The 18,725-nt window shown below is 43.3% G+C and carries 12 protein-coding genes; 6 read left to right on the top strand and 6 right to left on the bottom strand.

Features of this window, described 5'->3' with window-relative positions:
- Positions 1-316: 316 nt before the first annotated feature.
- The 3 genes from JMX82_RS05145 to JMX82_RS05135 form a co-directional block, all read right to left on the bottom strand.
- Complete coding sequence (locus JMX82_RS05145; protein WP_201539728.1) at positions 317-1,783, bottom strand: protein adenylyltransferase SelO; 1,467 nt, start codon at positions 1,781-1,783, stop codon at positions 317-319.
- A gap of 323 nt (positions 1,784-2,106) precedes the next feature.
- The gene (locus JMX82_RS05140) at positions 2,107-3,285 is read right to left on the bottom strand and encodes an acyl-CoA desaturase (RefSeq protein ID WP_201539756.1); all 1,179 of its coding nucleotides are present in this window, start codon (positions 3,283-3,285) and stop codon (positions 2,107-2,109) included.
- A gap of 449 nt (positions 3,286-3,734) precedes the next feature.
- Positions 3,735-4,463, bottom strand: coding sequence for a glycerophosphodiester phosphodiesterase (locus JMX82_RS05135; protein ID WP_201539727.1), 729 nt, complete (start codon positions 4,461-4,463; stop codon positions 3,735-3,737).
- A gap of 438 nt (positions 4,464-4,901) precedes the next feature.
- On the opposite strand from JMX82_RS05135, the gene JMX82_RS05130 reads away from it, so the two are divergent.
- A complete protein-coding gene (locus JMX82_RS05130; RefSeq protein WP_201539726.1) occupies positions 4,902-5,837 on the top strand; it encodes a hypothetical protein in 936 nt (311 codons plus the stop codon).
- A 169-nt stretch (positions 5,838-6,006) separates the two neighbouring features.
- Here JMX82_RS05130 and JMX82_RS05125 read toward each other — a convergent pair whose 3' ends face one another.
- A complete protein-coding gene (locus tag JMX82_RS05125; RefSeq protein ID WP_055124973.1) occupies positions 6,007-6,603 on the bottom strand; it encodes a cob(I)yrinic acid a,c-diamide adenosyltransferase in 597 nt (198 codons plus the stop codon).
- A gap of 217 nt (positions 6,604-6,820) precedes the next feature.
- Here JMX82_RS05125 and cysS point away from each other — a divergent pair, with 217 nt between their 5' ends.
- The 5 genes from cysS (at position 6,821) to pdxH (ending at position 14,674) form a co-directional block, all read left to right on the top strand.
- Positions 6,821-8,281 (top strand): cysteine--tRNA ligase, encoded by a 1,461-nt coding sequence (gene cysS / locus JMX82_RS05120; RefSeq protein WP_201539725.1) that lies wholly within the window; start codon positions 6,821-6,823, stop codon positions 8,279-8,281.
- A gap of 239 nt (positions 8,282-8,520) precedes the next feature.
- Complete coding sequence (locus JMX82_RS05115) at positions 8,521-10,524, top strand: mechanosensitive ion channel family protein (protein ID WP_227676349.1); 2,004 nt, start codon at positions 8,521-8,523, stop codon at positions 10,522-10,524.
- A gap of 405 nt (positions 10,525-10,929) precedes the next feature.
- On the top strand, positions 10,930-12,402 hold the full coding sequence (gene guaB, locus JMX82_RS05110; protein WP_087814171.1) for an IMP dehydrogenase: 1,473 nt from the start codon (positions 10,930-10,932) through the stop codon (positions 12,400-12,402).
- A 213-nt stretch (positions 12,403-12,615) separates the two neighbouring features.
- Entirely contained in the window at positions 12,616-13,986 is a 1,371-nt protein-coding gene (gene glmM / locus JMX82_RS05105; protein WP_201539724.1) for a phosphoglucosamine mutase, read from the top strand.
- A gap of 43 nt (positions 13,987-14,029) precedes the next feature.
- A complete protein-coding gene (gene pdxH / locus JMX82_RS05100; protein ID WP_201539754.1) occupies positions 14,030-14,674 on the top strand; it encodes a pyridoxamine 5'-phosphate oxidase in 645 nt (214 codons plus the stop codon).
- Between the two features lie 672 nt (positions 14,675-15,346).
- Here the strand turns inward: pdxH and JMX82_RS05095 are convergent.
- Together JMX82_RS05095 and JMX82_RS05090 are read right to left on the bottom strand one after the other, a co-directional pair.
- Complete coding sequence (locus JMX82_RS05095) at positions 15,347-16,642, bottom strand: HlyD family secretion protein (RefSeq protein ID WP_201539723.1); 1,296 nt, start codon at positions 16,640-16,642, stop codon at positions 15,347-15,349.
- Positions 16,643-16,749: 107 nt separating this feature from the next.
- Positions 16,750-18,366 (bottom strand): MFS transporter, encoded by a 1,617-nt coding sequence (locus tag JMX82_RS05090; RefSeq protein WP_201539722.1) that lies wholly within the window; start codon positions 18,364-18,366, stop codon positions 16,750-16,752.
- Positions 18,367-18,725: the final 359 nt, after the last annotated feature.

The following is an 18,725-nucleotide window of genomic DNA, read 5'->3' as shown; positions in this document are numbered from 1 at the left end:
GATAAAAATAACGTTTTACCCTCAAAAAATTATGGAATGATAATCCTCTAAGGGTAACGTGACGCTAAACAGTTAATAATTTAAAGTGTCAGGATTAGCGATTAAGCATTGAGCCAAAAAAGTAATCTAGTGGAATAGTTATTCTAGCACTATTGCCAATTCACTGCCTAGTCAGCTGCCGTGAACGGCGAGAATAATATAGTAAAATGATATTCATTATTTAGCCAATTAATAATGCCAAAAAATAGGGTTAAATATCAACCTTAATCTCATAATGTTTCAAAATATTACAGAATAGCAGTTTAATAACATGTCATTAAGACGAGCAACTAATTGGCATTTGCGGCGCATGTGGGGTAGGCGGCATCGTGTCGAGAAGGGTAGCGATTGCTTGTACCTGATAAGGGTTAGCCAGTAAATCGAATACTCGACTCACTTCTTCGAACTGTCCTTGTTCTGCTGCCGTAATGGCACGCTGCGCCATACTATTACGCAGTACATAAACAGGATTATTGTGCTGCATATCATCGATAACTTGCTCAAGTGGCAGCTGTTTTATTTGAGCCACATAACGAGTCGACCAATCTTGCCAGACTTGTTGGGCATCATCGCTAAGCTCATTCGCCATGGTTGACAATAGCTGCTCTTCATAATGGTGCTCATTCGGCGCGACCAAACCGAGTAGCGCACGGAAGCTATTGGTATAGTCCAGCAAGTTGTCTTCTAACAAGGTTAACCATTCAAAAGCCAAGGTTAGACTCTCTTTTGCATGCTGCAGCCCAAGCTTACGACAAAGCCCTTGCTGATAGTGCTGCATAAATGTGGCTTCATAAGGCGCTAGACAGTCTGCTAACGCCTCACGTGTTACGCCCTCTAAGCGCATAAAATGTGGCAGCCAAGCATTGAGATTCCAGTGACCAATAGCAGGTTGATTCTGATAAGCGTAGCGACCAGTATGATCAGAGTGGTTGTTGATCCAAGCAGGATTAAAACGCTCCATAAAACCAAATGGACCAAAGTCTAAGGTGCTACCAGTGATAGAGAGGTTGTCAGTATTCATTACGCCATGCGCAAAGCCAATCAGTTGCCAGTCAGCGATCATTCGTGCGGTTCGCTCAACCACCGTGGTTAAAAATGTCAGTATGGGAGCGTCACTATCACGGCACTCTGGATAATAAGTGTCGATCATATAATCAGTGAACTCAGCGAGTAAATCGGGCGCAAAGCTGGCAATCCACTCGATATGACCCAAACGAATGTGACTATCAGCCACGCGCATCAATACCGCACCTGCTTCCATGCGCTCACGGCGCACTCTGGTATCGGAGACAACAAACCCCAGTGCGTTTGACGAAGGTATGCCAAGTTGTGTCAGTGCATGACCACATAAATACTCGCGAATAGTGCTGCGCAAGACAGCACGCCCATCACCCATCCGCGAGTAAGGCGTCAGACCAATGCCCTTAAGGTGCAAGTCTTGCAATTGATTATTGTTATCGAGCACTTGTGCCATCAGTAAGCCGCGCCCATCACCCAATTGACCTGCCCATTGCCCAAATTGGTGACCCGCATAAACCATGGCCAATGGCTTAAAATCCGCTGGCACGTATTGACCACCGAGTATCTCTACCCAATGTGTCATCAAATCTTCATCATTTGTCCAGCCTAACTGCTGCGCAACTTGCATGTTGAAGTGTCCAGCACGTGGATTGTCCAGCGGCGTCGGCGGTTGCTCATGATAAAGGCGTGTGTCTAGATTGACATAGGTATTTTGATAGCGCATACAAGCCGTTCCTGCTTTTGAAGTATAAGTAAAGTGTAGGGGCGATAAAAGCACTATAGCATAGCCTTGATATTACATCGTTTCACTCTGTCCATCTCTTGTAATAGCGCACCCAAAAACCATGAGCAATATTGAATGCATTTAGCCTATCAAACAAAGATATTGCTTCCACTTATCCTTTTTATTTCTATAAATCAATGTTCGACACGATCTATAAAAGATGAGCAAAAAAATCCCTCTATCTGTAGCAGATAGAGGGAAGGAGAAGCTTTACAATTATCGTTCATCACAAAGGTAATAAAATACAGTTTAATAATCAGCGATTATGCCGCTTTTTTACTGATGCCGATAGAGCGAAACGCAGTTTTCAAATTGCTATTATGCTCAAGAATTTTTTGTTCAATTTTGGCATAGTCGTGCTTTAGCTCATCTTCCACTTCATGCAAGCGATCGGCATATTCTGTTTTTTTCAGCTCAATCGTTTTGGCTTTGAGCGCTTGCCATTCTTCAACAGTCTGCATAAAGGCATCATATTCAAACTTAATACGATCTTGGAAGCTTTTCATGGCATGAGGAAGATCAAGACCGCCCACTGCTGCCGTATCAATCTGCTGCTGTGCCGCTTTAAATTGCATTTGTACTTCTGCATGCTTGATAGTGGTGTCATCAACGGTACGTAGCTCACTGGTTAAGCCCAGCTTCGATAGGCCAGCAATCAACCATTTAGTAGGATCATACTGCCACCATTTTACGCCGTTACGATAGTCGTATTGGAAGAAGTGATGGTAGTTATGATAACCCTCACCCCACGTAAAGATAGCTAAGAAGAAGTTATCGCGAGCAGTATTGGTATCCGTATAAGGACGCGTGCCAAACATATGACAGAGCGAGTTAATAAAGAAGGTAAAGTGGTGCGTCAGTACCAGACGTAGTAAGCCTACGATGACCAAAGTACCCCAAACATCACCCAATAACCAACCGATCGCAGCGACCACACCGATGTTTAATGCCGCAACCCATAAACCGTAATATTTATGCTGAATTTGCAGCGTTCTATCTTTGGTTAGGTCAGGGATATTTTTATAGTCAAATTTACCGCTAGGATAATTGCGTAGCATCCAGCCCATATGACTAAAGAAAAAGCCACGCTTTGCTGAGTACGGGTCTTCTAAGCGGTCATCGACATGACGATGATGCGTACGGTGACCAGAAACCCAATCAAACGCTGAACCTTGTACGGCAAAGGTAGAACCTAGCAATAAAAAGTTTTTGACGATTGGATGCGCTTTATAAGCACGATGCGATAGCAGGCGATGATAACCCGCCGTAATACTGATACCTGTCCATACCATAAAGGCACCAAATACGCCCCAAACTGGCGCGCTAACATCATGAGTAAACAAATACCATGGTGTAATGATCGCAGCAGCAATAGGTGTGGCTACTAGAATAGTCGCTGGAATCCAGTTGATCGGCGCTTTTGTAAACTCAAACTCGCGCATATCAATGCTGTCTTCTTTAGTAGCAACATCTTGCTCTCCCGCAGCATGGGCGTAGTTGCGTTTGGCAACAGGCTGCTCATTAAGCGAGCTTGCAGTTTTACTCTCGTCAAAACGTGTCTTAAAACGTGTGGCTTGAGTGCTGGCGGCTTTGATAAGCGTATCACCAGATTTGATAGCGAAACGTAAGCCTTTAAGCGGTAAGCCAAGTGCTTTTTTTGCAATCATATAATATCCCTAGCGGTATTAATTTAAGCCTATATGATACCTTAAAAAATCAATAAAGTGAACAGTTATACACTGTAAAAATATTGCTAAATAACAATAACTTGTATCGATTATGGAATGTATTGACGAAAATAATGGATGACTTATCAGGCATTGAGGAGAAGTGTAAGTAACACCGTAGATATGTAGATGATTTTAAATAAATCAAATAAAGGCGATGCTTATTAACCCAGCAGTAAATGACTTGGATAATCAGTGATGATGACGTCAGCTTGCCACGCGATCAGCTGTTTAATCGTGTCAATATCATTGACCGTCCACGCACTAACTGGCAAGCCATAACGGTGGCTATGTTTAATGACTGCTCGACTAATCAGCGGATAGTGGATACCTAGCTGAATACAGCCAAGTTGCAAGGCGGCATTCGGTGCAGTCATTAAGACTTCAGATGTGCGAATGAGCAAGCCGCGAGAGATATGCTTTAGTAATGGATGACGTTGTAAGCGAACATGTAGCTCTACATCGAAACTGGTCAGCACAATGGGTAGTTTGGCAAGTGGACTATCGATGAGGCTGCGTGTCAATGCTTGTACCAATTTAGCATAATCAGTACGGTCATGCGTTTTAATCTCCAGTTCAATATCAGTAAAGCCCTCTAGCAACGGCGCTACCTGCCCTAATGTGATAATCTGATGACCAAACTGCGAATGGCGTTGAATCTCAGTAAGATTCAACTGATCAACACGTGCTTGCTGACCACACATGCGTTGCAGCGTGTCATCATGAAACACGATTAAATGACCATCCGCACTCAGTTGTACATCAAACTCAACCCCTGCTAGACCCTGAGTGTTGAGACGTTGAGCGTACTCAAAGCCTGAAAAGGTATTTTCTAATGCTTCGCCACGCGCACCGCGATGACCCAATAAAAGCGTGTTTTCGAAATTTATCATAATTTATATGGTTGGTTAGTGATACGCGCAATCATATAGTGCTAAAACAACAGCGTCTAATAAAATTTGCTCGATAAAGCAATATTACTATGTGGTTCCTTTTATCCAAAAACTTTATAGATATGAGCTGAGCGAAATCTTAGAATATGTTTACTGTCTGTCAAACATTCAACAGACCCTAGTTGATCGCGGTAGTCTAAAAACGTATTTACAGCGAATTCATAAGTATGTATTTGTTATGTTTTTGCAACTAAATACAGGTTTTACCTATAATGAGGGGCGTTATTTGTATATCCATGGGCTACACTAATGAACATTTTATTTAAACACCGTATAATAATCTGGTTTTCAAACCTAGGGCAGCTAGGGTTGCGGTTTGAACATCAATCACTGTCCATCAGTGGCGGTACGTATTAGTAAATTGGGAGCAAAAGAAATATGAGCGTAGCAAATAAAAACGTGAGCAAGTGGTATAAAGTGGCTGGTATTGGCATGGTATGTGGTTTAGCGCTTGCTGGCTGTGATCGCTCAGAGAAGGAAGATACCACCGAGACGGCAGAGCTCACAGAGCAAGAGTCTGCGTCTACTGAAAACACCGCAGCTACTGCGGTGAGCTGTGATGACCCAATGGTACAAGATCGTCTCAAAACGGCTCTAAAAAACACGCTCAATCAACAAGCACAAACGCTGGCTGCCAACTACGCAAATGATGCAGAGATCAGTCTCGCTAGCGGCGCTATCACTAATAAAACCAACGGCATTGTGATTGATGTACAAAATGCTGCAGTCTTACAAGCAGCCAATGACAATGGTATGACGACTTGTCAGGCAAGCGTGAGCATGACGTTACCAAGCGAAGATTTGTATCAAGCCAGTCAAGTACAAGCAGCCAACAATTTGCCGAGCCTACAATCACGCTTAGCGCAAAATAACATTCGTATCAACAATAACATGTTGGTTGATGATGCCTTTACCTATGTCGTTGGTACTCAAGGCGGTCAAGTACGCACACGTATTGCTGGGCAGCCAGCATTGATTACTGTGGTCGCCGATGTGATGGCAGGTTCTGTATTTAAATCAGCGATGGATGAGCAGCGCGCCCAACGTAGCGCAGAGCGCCGTGCAGCACAAAACGATGACAGTCAGTCAGCACCCGTTCGTCAGCCTCAAGTAGTCAAACCAGTTGAGCCGATTCGTCCTACTGAGCCTGCCACGCCGCCGACTATCAACAATCCAAGCAGTAGTAATACGGATAGCAGCACGTCAGCCACTCCTGAGGTTAAAACCCCAGCCACACCAGCTGTACCGAAATCAGTACCTAAAGATGAAAGTATCGATATGGTCATTATTGAAGATGACAGCGCTACTTACTAATTAGTAAGATTTAAGCTGTTCTCGAACCATATTGTCGTGACTGAATAGTATCGATTAGTCAATAAAAAGCCCGCAGTGTTAAGGTTGCGGGCTTTTTTATATTTTATTCTAGGGCTTAATTCTAGGGTCTGCTTTTAGCGTTTTAGTCCACTGAAGTAGTCCTGCGTAATTATTTTTTATCAGCGAATTTTTGTAATACCTGACTGTCCCATAAGACTTCAGAGACTTTATTGGGATCTGTACAAAAGCGAGCAGCGACAAACAACCAATCCGATAAGCGATTGATAAAGCTCACGGCCGTACTGCGAATCGCTTGTGGACGCTCTTGCTGCAATAGCACTGCTTGGCGCTCTGCACGGCGACAGACTGTACGCGCAACGTGCAGTTGGCTGACCAATACCGAACCTGTGGGCAAGATAAAATCTTTTAGCGGCGGCAAGGTCATATTCATCGCATCAATTTGCTGTTCTAACCATGTAATGTGAGTGGCATTGACGCCTTCATATTCTGGCATAGCCAGCTCACCACCGATATTAAACAATAAATGCTGAATGATGACTAACGCTTGAGAAAATTCTTTCTCTATAGATTGCCCTTTATTATGCTGTAATTGAGCGCGTACCAGACCAATGTGTGAGTTAAGCTCGTCGATATCACCCATTACGCTAAATAGATTGTCTGCTTTGCTGACGCGGCTGCCGTCTGCCATGCCAGTGCTACCGTCATCTCCAGTACGCGTATATATTTTGCTTAAACGATTGCCCATATCTAAATCCTTAACAGTTTTTATGATTGAATGATATTAGTTGCGGGCTCATTGTAGTATTTTATGGCTGTTTTCGCTAAGATAATGGGTTAGGTTTTATGTTGCCGCTGTTTTTACAGTTATAACGACCATAGTCAGTGCTGTTTAATATCCAAACATTGATTATATTTTTGTTTTTATTTTATCTATTTTATTTATATTAAAAGGCTTTTTAACCATGACCACACCACTTGCCGATGCGATGTCTCAGCTTGCTATTCATGACTCACTGACTGGCGGAAAACGTCAGTTTGTACCACTCAAATCAGGGCAAGTAGGCATGTATGTGTGCGGTATGACCGTTTATGATTATTGTCATATTGGGCATGCGCGGGTGATGGTCGGTTTTGACATGGTAGTGCGCTGGTTGGCTCAGTTAGGCTATGACGTTAATTATGTGCGCAATATCACCGATATTGATGACAAGATCATCACTCGTGCCGCTGAGAACGGTGAAGAGATTGGTACGTTGACGCAGCGTTTTATTGAAGCCATGCACGAAGATGCAACCGCTCTTGGTTGCGAGATGCCAGACGCTGAGCCGCGCGCGACTGATCATATCGATGATATGCAGCAAATGATTGAGACCTTGGTTACAGGTAATTATGCGTACGCAGGCGACAATGGTGATGTCTACTATGCCGTCGATAATTTTGCAGATTATGGTAAATTGTCTAAGCGTAATCTCGATGAGATGCAAGCAGGTTCACGTGTCGATGTCGAAAATGACAAACGCAATCCCTTTGACTTTGTGCTGTGGAAAGCCGCAAAACCTAATGAGCCGCAATGGGCATCACCATGGGGACAAGGGCGTCCAGGTTGGCATATCGAATGCTCAGCGATGTCGACTAAGTGCTTAGGTAATACCTTTGATATTCATGGCGGTGGTCATGACTTACAGTTTCCGCATCACGAAAACGAGATAGCGCAGTCTGAAGCCGCGACTGGCTGTGAATACGCGCGTAACTGGATGCATGTCGGTTTCATTAATGTCGATGGTGAAAAAATGTCCAAGTCGTTGGGTAACTTTTTTACCATTCGTGACGTGATGGCAAAATATCTACCTGAAACGGTGCGCTTTTTCTTATTATCAAGCCATTATCGCAGCCAAGTCAATTTTTCTGACAACGCATTGGATGAAGCACATAATAGCCTAAGCAGATTATATAATGCGTTAAAATTGGCCGAACAGCAAAAAGGGCAGATGCTTGTAGTCAGTGATACGCTGATAAATGATGCTTATAGCAGCAGTGCTGGACAAGACTTCATCAAAGCCATGAACGATGATTTTAATAGTTCAACGGCGATCAGTGTATTGTTTGGGCTGGCGCGCGACATTAATAAAGCCATTAAAGCCGAAGACGTAGACACTGCATGGCAATTAGCAGAGCAGCTCAAAGCGTTGGCACAGGTACTCAATATTTTACAGCAGCCAGTTCAACAGTTTTTGCAAGCAATAATTGGTGAACAGGCGGATGATGGTTTAACCGATGACACTATCGATGGTTTAATCATTGAGCGTGCGGATGCCAAAACCAATAAAAACTTTGCGCGTGCTGATGAGATACGTGAGCAACTAAAAGATGCTGGTATTGAGCTTGAAGACAGCCGTGCTGGCACGACATGGCGCCGCGCTTAAGGCAATTCTGTTACAGAACACCCATATAGATAGTCATAAACTAAGTCAGCTTTGAGCTGGCTTTTTTTATAGACTAAACTAGGGTATGTCATCATTCTAAAAATGGTGTTAAAAACAAGATAAATTGCAGTCAAACAAGAAAGATGAAGCTAAATTGGCTGTGCAATATATGTAAGAATAAGCTTTGTAGGCAAACTTTAAGAGATGCAAACATCAAGTGAATTAATGGCTTTTAAAATATGAATATTCTCAAAAAAAGCATTGTTGGCGGTCATCGTATAGCAATTGATACCGACAGTGACCACTATCCTAACCCCCAGCGTTGGAATGTGCGCGCCAGTACTTTACTATTGGTTTTTTTTATAGTCAGCATGAATGCTGTGTTTGCGCCCGCTAATGCCGCAAGCACTAGTGATATGCAAAGCGATAGCGAACAAGCTGCGGATGAGCAGTCTAGCTCATCATCAACTTCAATCAGTAAGCCCGATAATCTGGCTGAATATGCCACTCAGAAAATCAATACAATTAAAGACGAAAGCCTCAGCATCTCTGGCGTTGCAGAAGAAATATTTGATCCTACCGAGCGCAATGCAGTAGAGCAAGCGGGTAATTTGCAGGGCGATTCTGGACTGACGGGTGAATACAATGAAAGTTATTATTTGCTAGACAAGCTCAATGTAGGCTTGCCGCCATTATCGGAGCCGCCAAATTTGACCACGCCACTAGCGACTTTAGAATTTTTTCAATCGGCGGTCATGAAGCAACAATACGACTTGGCTGCTTATGCACTCAACATGAATTTAATCGATCAGAAAATTCAGCGTAACCACGCGCTTGAGTTATCAAAACGGTTGGATTTTTTGTTAACAGAAAAAGAGCTTTACGTCTTTGATGATCTGCCAGATCGCCCAGATGGTTTAATCGAGCCGCCACTTGGCAATACCAGTAGTATCATGGGTATCCCTAGACGTTCGATTCAGTTAGGCTATATCGACTATCGTGAGCGCCGTGTTCCCATCTATTTGCAACGAGTACGGGTTGGTGAAGCTGCGCCTATTTGGGTGTTTTCTGCACAGACAGTTGATAATATCGACAATCTCTATGAGCAATATCATCCAGCAGAATTTGAGCGTTATTTACCTGGGTGGTTAAAACTTAAGATTTTCAGTATTGCACTATGGGAGTTTTTGGCATTAGCACTGTTTTTTTTAGTGACCATGGGAGTAGGATGGTTACTCAGTAAAGGCACGGAAAAAATCATCAGCCGTTATATCGACGATGAAAAATACAGCAATTATATTGGTAGTACTAATGGTGTAGCAGATTTGGTTAATAAGCTGACTGTACCGTTGACTTTTACCATCAGTTTTTTGCTCGTCTTTACTTTGGTGTCAGGGGGCTTTCCTTATTTGGATGCGGTAGCTTCATCGACTCGTCCGCTTATCTGGATTGGGCTAGTATTTAGCACCTTATGGCTTGGCATTCGCGTTATTAACTTTTTCGCTAATCGCTATCAAAGCCTACAAATTGAAAATCTGGCTGAAGAGCACTTTGATAAAGAGCGCCGTCGCCGTACTTATGTATCGATATTTCGCCGCGTCTTTATTTTTGTCATGATTTTGGGCAGTATTTGGATTGGTCTCAGTGAATTTGCCAACATGGAAGGCCTTGGTAAGACGCTATTGACCTCGGCTGGTATCGCAGGCGTGGTCATCGGAATTGCCGCGCAGCCGATACTGGGTAACATCATTGCTGGGGTACAGGTGGCCGTGACCCAGCCGGTACGAATTGGCGACAGTGTGATAATGGATGGCAACTTTAGTACCGTTGAAGACCTGCGTTATACGTATGCGGTACTCAAAACATGGGATGAACGTCGATTGATCGTGCCGATGCGCGAATTGATCACCGAAACGGTAGAAAACTGGTCACATACCGAAGTACATCAGACCTGTCCTGTGTTTTTATATGTCGATTATGGCGCAGATGTTGACGCCATTCGCCAAAAATTTATATCGGCGGTTAAAGACAATAAGCTTTGGGACAACAAAACTGAGCCTGAAATGTTTGTCGTTGAGGTGACTGCCAACATTATTCACCTGCGCGGCGCTGTTTCAGCGGTAGGTCCCATAGAAGCATGGACATTGGCCTGTGAGATACGTGAGCAGATGCTGAATTATTTATATAGCAAACAAAAAGCTTATCTGCCTGCTGAACGTTTAATATTGAAGGGTAAAGACTAGTAACTGACGAGTGAGTATGTTTTCTATGCTTTTAAATAGCTGGGCTTTACAGATGTCGATATTGATAGACAAGCACTAGCAAAATAAGCTGACAAATATAGCATGCGATTTGTCTGATTATTTGTTATAATATGGCGTTATTTTTAAGGGATAAATGAGCGGTTAAGAGTAGGGGCGCGCTATATTTGTGCAAACTTATTAGCATCAATCAATTGCAATTTCCGAGTGTCTCTGTTTGTTTAATCACAAATACCGGCTGGCTCATTGCTGATTATCTAAAACTTTGTGATACGAGGTCTTTAATTTTAAGACTTTAGCTTCATAAAGTCATATCGGTGATTTTGGTTGATTGTCTTAATGCCAAAAATATCCCACCCATCAAAATAACCACCACTAGGGGTCTGTATGTTGCGAATTGTCGATGAAGCCTTAACCTTTGATGACGTTTTATTGTTGCCAGCTTATTCTGAAGTCTTGCCAAAAACTGCCGATCTGACCACTCGTTTGACCAAAAACATCACGCTGAATTTACCGCTGATTTCTGCCGCGATGGATACCGTGACCGAATCTGAAATGGCCATTACGATGGCACAGCTAGGTGGTATGGGTATCTTGCACAAGAGCATGGATATCGCCAAGCAAGCCACACAAGTACGCCGCGTCAAAAAATTTGAAGCAGGTACGGTCGTAGATCCGATCACTGTGCATCCAGAGATGACGATTGGTGATCTGCTACAGCTGACGCAAGATAATAATATCTCAGGCGTACCTGTGGTAGAAAGAGGTACTGATAATGTTGTGGGTATTGTGACTCACAGAGATTGGCGCTTTGAAACCAATCTGTCTTTGCCAGTTAGTAAAATCATGACGCCAAAAAATCAGTTGGTGACAGTACATGAAGGTGAAAGCAATGAAAACATCAAGCGTCTGCTACATGAGCACCGCATTGAAAAAGTCATTGTTATCGACGATCATTTCCGCTTACGTGGTTTGATTACGGTTAATGATTTTGCAAAAGCTGAAAACAATCCAAATGCTTGTAAGGATGAGCAAGGTCGTCTGCGTGTTGGTGCTGCTGTTGGTACTGGTGCAGATACCCAAGCGCGCGTTGAAGCATTAATCGCTGCTGACGTCGATATCATCGTGGTTGATACTGCACATGGTCATTCAAAAGGCGTGATTGATAAGGTATCTTGGATTAAAAAGCACTATCCACACGTACAAGTCATCGGTGGCAACATCGCAACTGGTGATGCTGCACTTGCATTGCGTGATGCAGGCGCTGATGCGGTGAAAGTCGGTATTGGCCCTGGTTCTATCTGCACTACGCGTATCATCGCTGGTATCGGTGTGCCGCAAATCTCAGCTATCGATAATGTCGCTAGCGCATTGAAAGACAGTATTCCACTGATTGCTGATGGTGGTATTCGCTATTCAGGTGATATGGCAAAAGCCATTGCCGCTGGTGCTTCGTGCATTATGGTAGGCTCATTGATGGCTGGTACCGAAGAAGCACCAGGTGAAGTTGAGCTGTTCCAAGGTCGTTATTACAAAGCTTACCGCGGTATGGGTAGCCTTGGTGCGATGTCAGGCTCAAATGGCTCATCAGATCGTTACTTCCAAGATGCTAAAGATGGCGTAGAGAAATTAGTACCAGAAGGTATCGAAGGCCGAGTTCCTTATAAAGGTCCAGTTGCTGGTATTGTTAATCAGTTGGTTGGCGGTTTGCGCTCATCAATGGGTTATACTGGCTCTGCGACCATCGAAGATATGCGTACCAATCCGCAATTCATTAAGGTGACATCGGCGGGTATGAAAGAGTCGCATGTCCATGATGTACAAATCACCAAAGAAGCACCGAACTATCGTGTGAACTAAAAAGTGTTTTATAATCCTGCATTACGTCAACGATAGCTGTTTTGCAGGGCTGCAGTGACCTTAAGATACAAACAGCCAACAATGCCTTGTTATTGTTGGCTGTTTTTTTTGTAAAATACACAAGCGGATTATAATAATAACTACTTAGACTGTTTATACGTTATTGTTTGCGTATTCGTCTGGTTTTCACTCTTAGATTTGGGAGCATACATAATGAGCTACTTTGGCACCGATGGTATTCGCGGAAAATTCGGTGAGTCGCCGATCACACCAGACTTTATTTTAAAATTGGGCTATGTGACGGGACGTGTGCTGATAGAGAATAATGACAATCCTGCGCGCAAGCCAAGCGTGGTCATCGGTAAGGATACGCGGCTGTCAGGTTATGTGATTGAAGGCGCATTGCAAGCGGGGTTTAATGCCGCTGGTGTTGATGTGCATATGCTTGGACCATTACCCACACCAGCGATTGCGCATTTGACCCGTAGTTTTAATGCAGATGCTGGGGTAGTTATTTCAGCGTCGCACAACCCTTACTATGATAACGGTATCAAGCTGTTTTCAGGTGATGGCAAAAAACTGACTGATGAGATGCAAAACTCCATTAATGATAAGCTAAAAGCGATTATGAGTGCCTCTGAGGCGGACAATAACGTGATTATGCCTATTCTTGATCCAGCACAATTGGGGAAAAATAATCGAATCAATGATGCCAAAGGTCGCTATATCGAATTCTGTAAAGGCAGTTTTCCTTATCAGTATGACTTGAGTCATCTGACTGTCGTCGTAGATTGTGCCAATGGTGCAGGCTATAGCGTGGCACCAAGAGTCATGCGTGAGTTGGGTGCCAATGTGATTGCTATTAACAATACGCCTGATGGCATCAATATCAATGCCGACTGCGGCTCTACCCATCCTGAAGGCTTACAGAAAGCAGTGATTGAGCACGAGGCAGATGTTGGTATCGCACTAGACGGTGATGGTGATCGTATTGTGATGGTTGATGAGGCTGGTAATCTGGTTGACGGCGATGGCATTTTATACGTACTTGCTGCCCAAGGTCAGACTAAGGCGAAAGGTGTGGTTGGTACGCTCATGAGTAACATGGGCTTAGAGTTGGCACTCAAAGCGGCAGACATTAAATTTACGCGTGCAAAAGTAGGCGATCGTTATGTGATGCATGAGCTTGAAGCGAATGGCTGGATACTGGGCGGCGAACCATCGGGTCATATTCTATGTTTAGATAAGAGTCGTACGGGTGATGCCATTATCGCCGGCTTGCAAGTGCTTGCGGTGATGGAAGCACGTGGTAAAGCGCTCAGTGATTTGACCGAAGGCTTTGAAAAATTGCCACAAAAACTGGTCAATGTGCGCTTAAGTAAAATGCAAGATCCGTTTGAGCATGAAGAGCTGGTTGCTGCTTTTGCAAAAGCACAGGCCACTTTAGAGGGTCGCGGTCGTCTGCTCATTCGCCAATCAGGTACAGAACCTATGATACGTGTGATGGTTGAGTCGGATGATGAAATAGAATGTGATGTATTGGCAAATGATTTAGCTGACCATATCAAAGCAGTATTGGGTTAACGTCATAATATAGTTATATTAAAATAAGGAAGATTTTATGAGCATGGATTTTACCGATCAGCGTTTGTCATACGAAAAAGGTGAGCTTGATCAACAGTCCGTCCCAGACTCTCCATTTGAGCTACTAAAAGAATGGATGAATGAGGCAATAGCACAAAAGGTGCAAGAGCCTTATGCGATGAGTCTGGCGACGTGCGGTGCTGATAATAAACCTAGCGTGCGCATCGTACTTATGCGTGAGATTACCGAAAATGGTGTGGTGTTTTATACCAACTATGAAAGCGCTAAAGGTCAAGATATTGCCGAAAACCCGAATGCCGAAGCGCTATTCTTTTGGCAAGAGCTGGAGCGTCAAGTACGTATTAGTGGCAGTATTGCTAAAATCGATGCTGATAAGTCAGCTGCTTACTTTCAAAAGCGCCCTCACGACAGTCAAGTGGGTGCGTGGGTCAGTCAACCGCAAAGTGGCGAAGTTGCTGACCGTGAGGTGATGCAAGCCAAGTTTGATGAGCTGCAAAATCAGTATCCAGAAGGTAGCCAAGTGCCAACACCAGAATTTTGGGGTGGCTACGAGATTAGCATTCATGAGATTGAGTTTTGGCAAGGTCGTGCCAATCGTATGCATGACCGTATTGTCTATACTAAAGACAATGGTGAAAGCTGGACTACCAAGCGCCTTTTGCCTTAAACATATTTGCTATTTATTATTTAGATATAAGCAGAGAGTGATTTCTTAGGTGCTGTTGCTGTTTAGAGCAGCAACAGCACCTAATTTTATTAAAAGCTTTATGGTATAACCTCGAGTACTTGCGACTTTTTTAGCTTTCCTGGGAAGTTTCCTGTAAATATACGGCAGTATAAGGTTTTGTCGTTCTCTAAGTATGTTGAAGAATCAAGTTTAATGCTATAGATGTATTGATCTGAAAGTGTGTCAGCAGTAGGTTTGGTGTTTTTAGGAATATTGCTGCTCAAATAATTATTCGAAGAGTAGTCAGGAATGTATTTATCACCATAGATTCGTTTATCGTTGATACAATGTATATAACTCCCTGTATTTCTAGTTGATTCACGTATTGAAAAATTAGCTTCTGATAGGAAAGTTATTTCATAATATGATGATGTCCGTTTAAATTCGACCAATTGAACTTCCGTGTTCTTATAATTTTTTATGCACCCTGATAAAATTAGTAAAGTGCTTAACCCTATTATTTTATGCCGCATTATCGTTCCTTTCATATAGTAAATTCATCATAAATTGACTGTAGGTGTAAGCAGCATAACAATTGATTGATAGTATCAAGATTTTCTTGCTCTAGTCTTACCATTTAAATAAGAGAAAGGCCGAGTTGCAGATATCCCTTTATTTTTTATTTTTTTTAGTATCGACATCGACTGAAACTGACATACCGGGGCGCAACTGAGCAAGCTCAGGTTGACCTTGTTCTAAGTCTATCCGTACCGGAATACGCTGAGCGATTTTAATATAGTTGCCAGTTGCAGGGTTTGCCGCGCCCGCGCTAAATTCACTGCCAGTCGCTGGTGAGATATTGCTGACATGACCTCGAAACTTAATGCCGCCTAGCGCATCCACATGAATAGTTGCAGGCTCACCGACAGTCATATTTGCCACTTGGGTTTCTTTAAAGTTGGCGATAATCCACACGCCTTTTGGCACCACATACATGAGCTGTGTGCCCGCGCTGACATATTGTCCCGCTTTGACGCTGACTTGACTCAGTTGTCCTGATTCAGGGGCAGTAATAATCGTATTGTCTAAATTAATCTGTGCTTGCTTAGCAACTGCTTCTGCATTTTTAATATTGGCATCGAGTGATGAGCGGCTACCACTGGTTTTTTTGCTGGCCTCAAGGGCGACTTGTAAATTGGCTTCTGCTTGCTGCACGCCAGCTTGTGCTTGAGCGAGCTGAGCTTGGGCATGAGCAACTTCTGCTTTGGATACTGCGCCAATCGCATCAAGCCCTTGATAGCGCTTTACATCTTCGCGTGCACTATCAACGCTGACTTTGGCACTATATAAGTCCGCTTTACGTGCTTCGATTTGTGCCTGACTGGTGCCCGTGTCTTGCGCATTGCTTGAGCGGTCGGTCATAGCGACTTCGATATTGGCTTGTGCTTGTTCGAGCTGCTGCAAAAAGGCACGGTCGTCTATCTTGACCAATAAATCACCTGCTTGTACATTTTCAAAATCTTGCACTGCCACTTCTGTGACATAGCCAGAAACTTGCGGGCTGATAATCGTTGTTTGACCTTTTACAAAGGCATTATTAGTCTGCTGAACCGTAGGCGTAAAGGGCGGTAGCTTCCACGCATAAAGAATCAAAAGGACGCCAATAATGATTAGTGCAATCAATAAGCCTAGGTTAAAGTAAGATTTCTTTTTAGGCGACCAACCTGTAGCGTCAGGAATAGGCTCTTTTGGCGGCATTGGTGTTTCATCAGCATCAGCAACTGACGTTATTATCGAGTCCTCTTTTTTCGCTACGGACGCAGTATCATCATTTTTCGATTGGTTTAGAGGCGTCTCTATTGCTGCTGCCTTGGATGATGTCTGATTTTTTTTAGCAGTATTTTGGGTGGCATCTTGAGCGGTGTCTTGATTATGGCCATCAAGATCATTTAATTTGTCTTCGCTCATGATGCGCTCCTAATGAGATTAGTAAACATAGTGGATAACTTTTTAAAATATAGTAATTAGCATAAGAAGAAAAGGTAACAGCAACAAATCGATATGATTATCACCTGTTATTTTTTGCCCATCATTTCTGCCAATGCGGCAAGTTCTTTACCAAGTGGATTGCGTTTATGATAAAGGTAATAAAAATAAACCATCAATAAATATAGCGCGGTGATAGTGGCGCCCACGGCCATCAAAAAGAATAAATCGTCATAAGCGGCGACCGTTGCTTGACGTTGCATACCCTGTAGCATTTGGGTCATCGTAGCAGGATCAGTGGTATTCATTGAACTGACCATATCGGCATAATGCATCTGAGTACGAATGGTGGTAAATGCTTGAATACCTGCCGCGCCTGCCAAACCGCCGACAGTTTGTGAGATACCAAAAATCACCGAGAAGCTAATAATATAGGCAGGTCCGTTAGCAATGGCGCGAAACATACCTTCAAATACCATTGGTCCCATGAAGTAAACGGCAGCAAAAGCGATTATAAACTGACTGAAATAGAACATATAAGGGGCAGAGTTTAGTGACACACCCGTATCTATCCATGCACCAATCGCAATCAATGCAACCGCAAAAATCACGGGTCGGCGCAGATCCGTCGCTTTGGTGGTAAAAATGCTAATCACTAATGCCAGTATGCTAGCCACCAAGATGATGGCATAAAAAACAATCAGCTGGTCATTACCATAACCAAGGTTTGCTAATAATCCTGCGGCACCCACACTTTGCTCAGACAGCAAAATACGCATAACGGCACCAGTAATCATAAAGGCAATAATGGTGCGACTACGCATCCAGCGCACTTGTAGCATTGGGTTTTTGCGATGGGTCTCAATCCATAAAGCAATCGAGATAGTCACGATGGCAATGATCAATGGATAGCTAAGCCAAGGCATCGTCCACCATTGAATTCTACCTTGTACTAAAAATACCGATAGGGCGGCAAGACCACTGGCAAAAAAGCCAAAACTCACCAAATCAAGTTTTTCAAAGACCTTTTCCGTGTTGCCCGGTGGTAGCTCAAGAATATTAATAAGCCCAAAGCAAATCAGCGATAATCCCACTTGAAATAAAAATAAACCTTCAAGCTGACCATCAACGGCTAAATAAGGCGAGATAATCCGTGACAGTGGAATGCCAAACTGCACCAAGCCGAACCCTAATATCAGTCCGCTGATACGCCGAGCAGTTGGCATGCCTTGTAGACAATAAAAAATAGACAATACCGTCATCGCACTAGCCACCACACCACTAAAGCCACGGGCGAGCAGTTCTAAATAATAAGGCTCAATGCTAATCCCAATCGTCGTACTGAGTAGATTGCTACTGACCAACCACTGCATACTGGTGGCTGCCAATAAAAAGAACAAAGTGATTTTGCTAAATAACGACATGCCAAATTGCTGGCGAATTTTGTACAGCAGCACCGTGACACAAGCATTGGTCATATTGTAAGCGACTGATATCCAGCCACCTTCTACTGGTGTTAAGCCCATTTCACCTTGGATTTGAGTGAGATTCGCGACCAATAGACCGTTCTGAAAGCTGGCAGTTAAGCCAATAAAAATACCAATCAGTAAATAAAATATTTTACGGCGCACAGGGTGATCAGGGGTGGCAGGCGAGCCAAGCATGAATGGTCGTTCATGGGGCTTAAACTGGTATTCAGTACTCATGGATGGATAATCTGCGTAGAGGGATAAAATGGTGTATAGCCGTTGTTAAACAAGCATCGCGCTCGTCGGATAGTCATGAAACTCAAGACATTTAAAGTCATTTAATAAAAAGCCATTCAATAAAAAGCCATTCAATAAAAAGCCATTTAACAGAAAGTCATTTAGTAGACTGATAAAACCAAAAAAGTATTCTAAACCCTGTTTTGAATATTTTATCATAATTTTTGTTGAGCATTTATCACGCATAACTAACACATTGAAAATCAAGTTAAAAGATAGATGCAGCTGTCTGTCAATGATAGACGATAAGAAACACAGTGCTATAGTCAGAGCACTTTTAAACCGCTACGGTGTTACCC

The organism is Psychrobacter sp. 1044, assembly GCF_904846525.1.
Classification (GTDB): domain Bacteria; phylum Pseudomonadota; class Gammaproteobacteria; order Pseudomonadales; family Moraxellaceae; genus Psychrobacter.
Note: the sequence above shows the minus strand (reverse complement) of the source record. Positions and strands in the feature narration are given on the sequence as shown.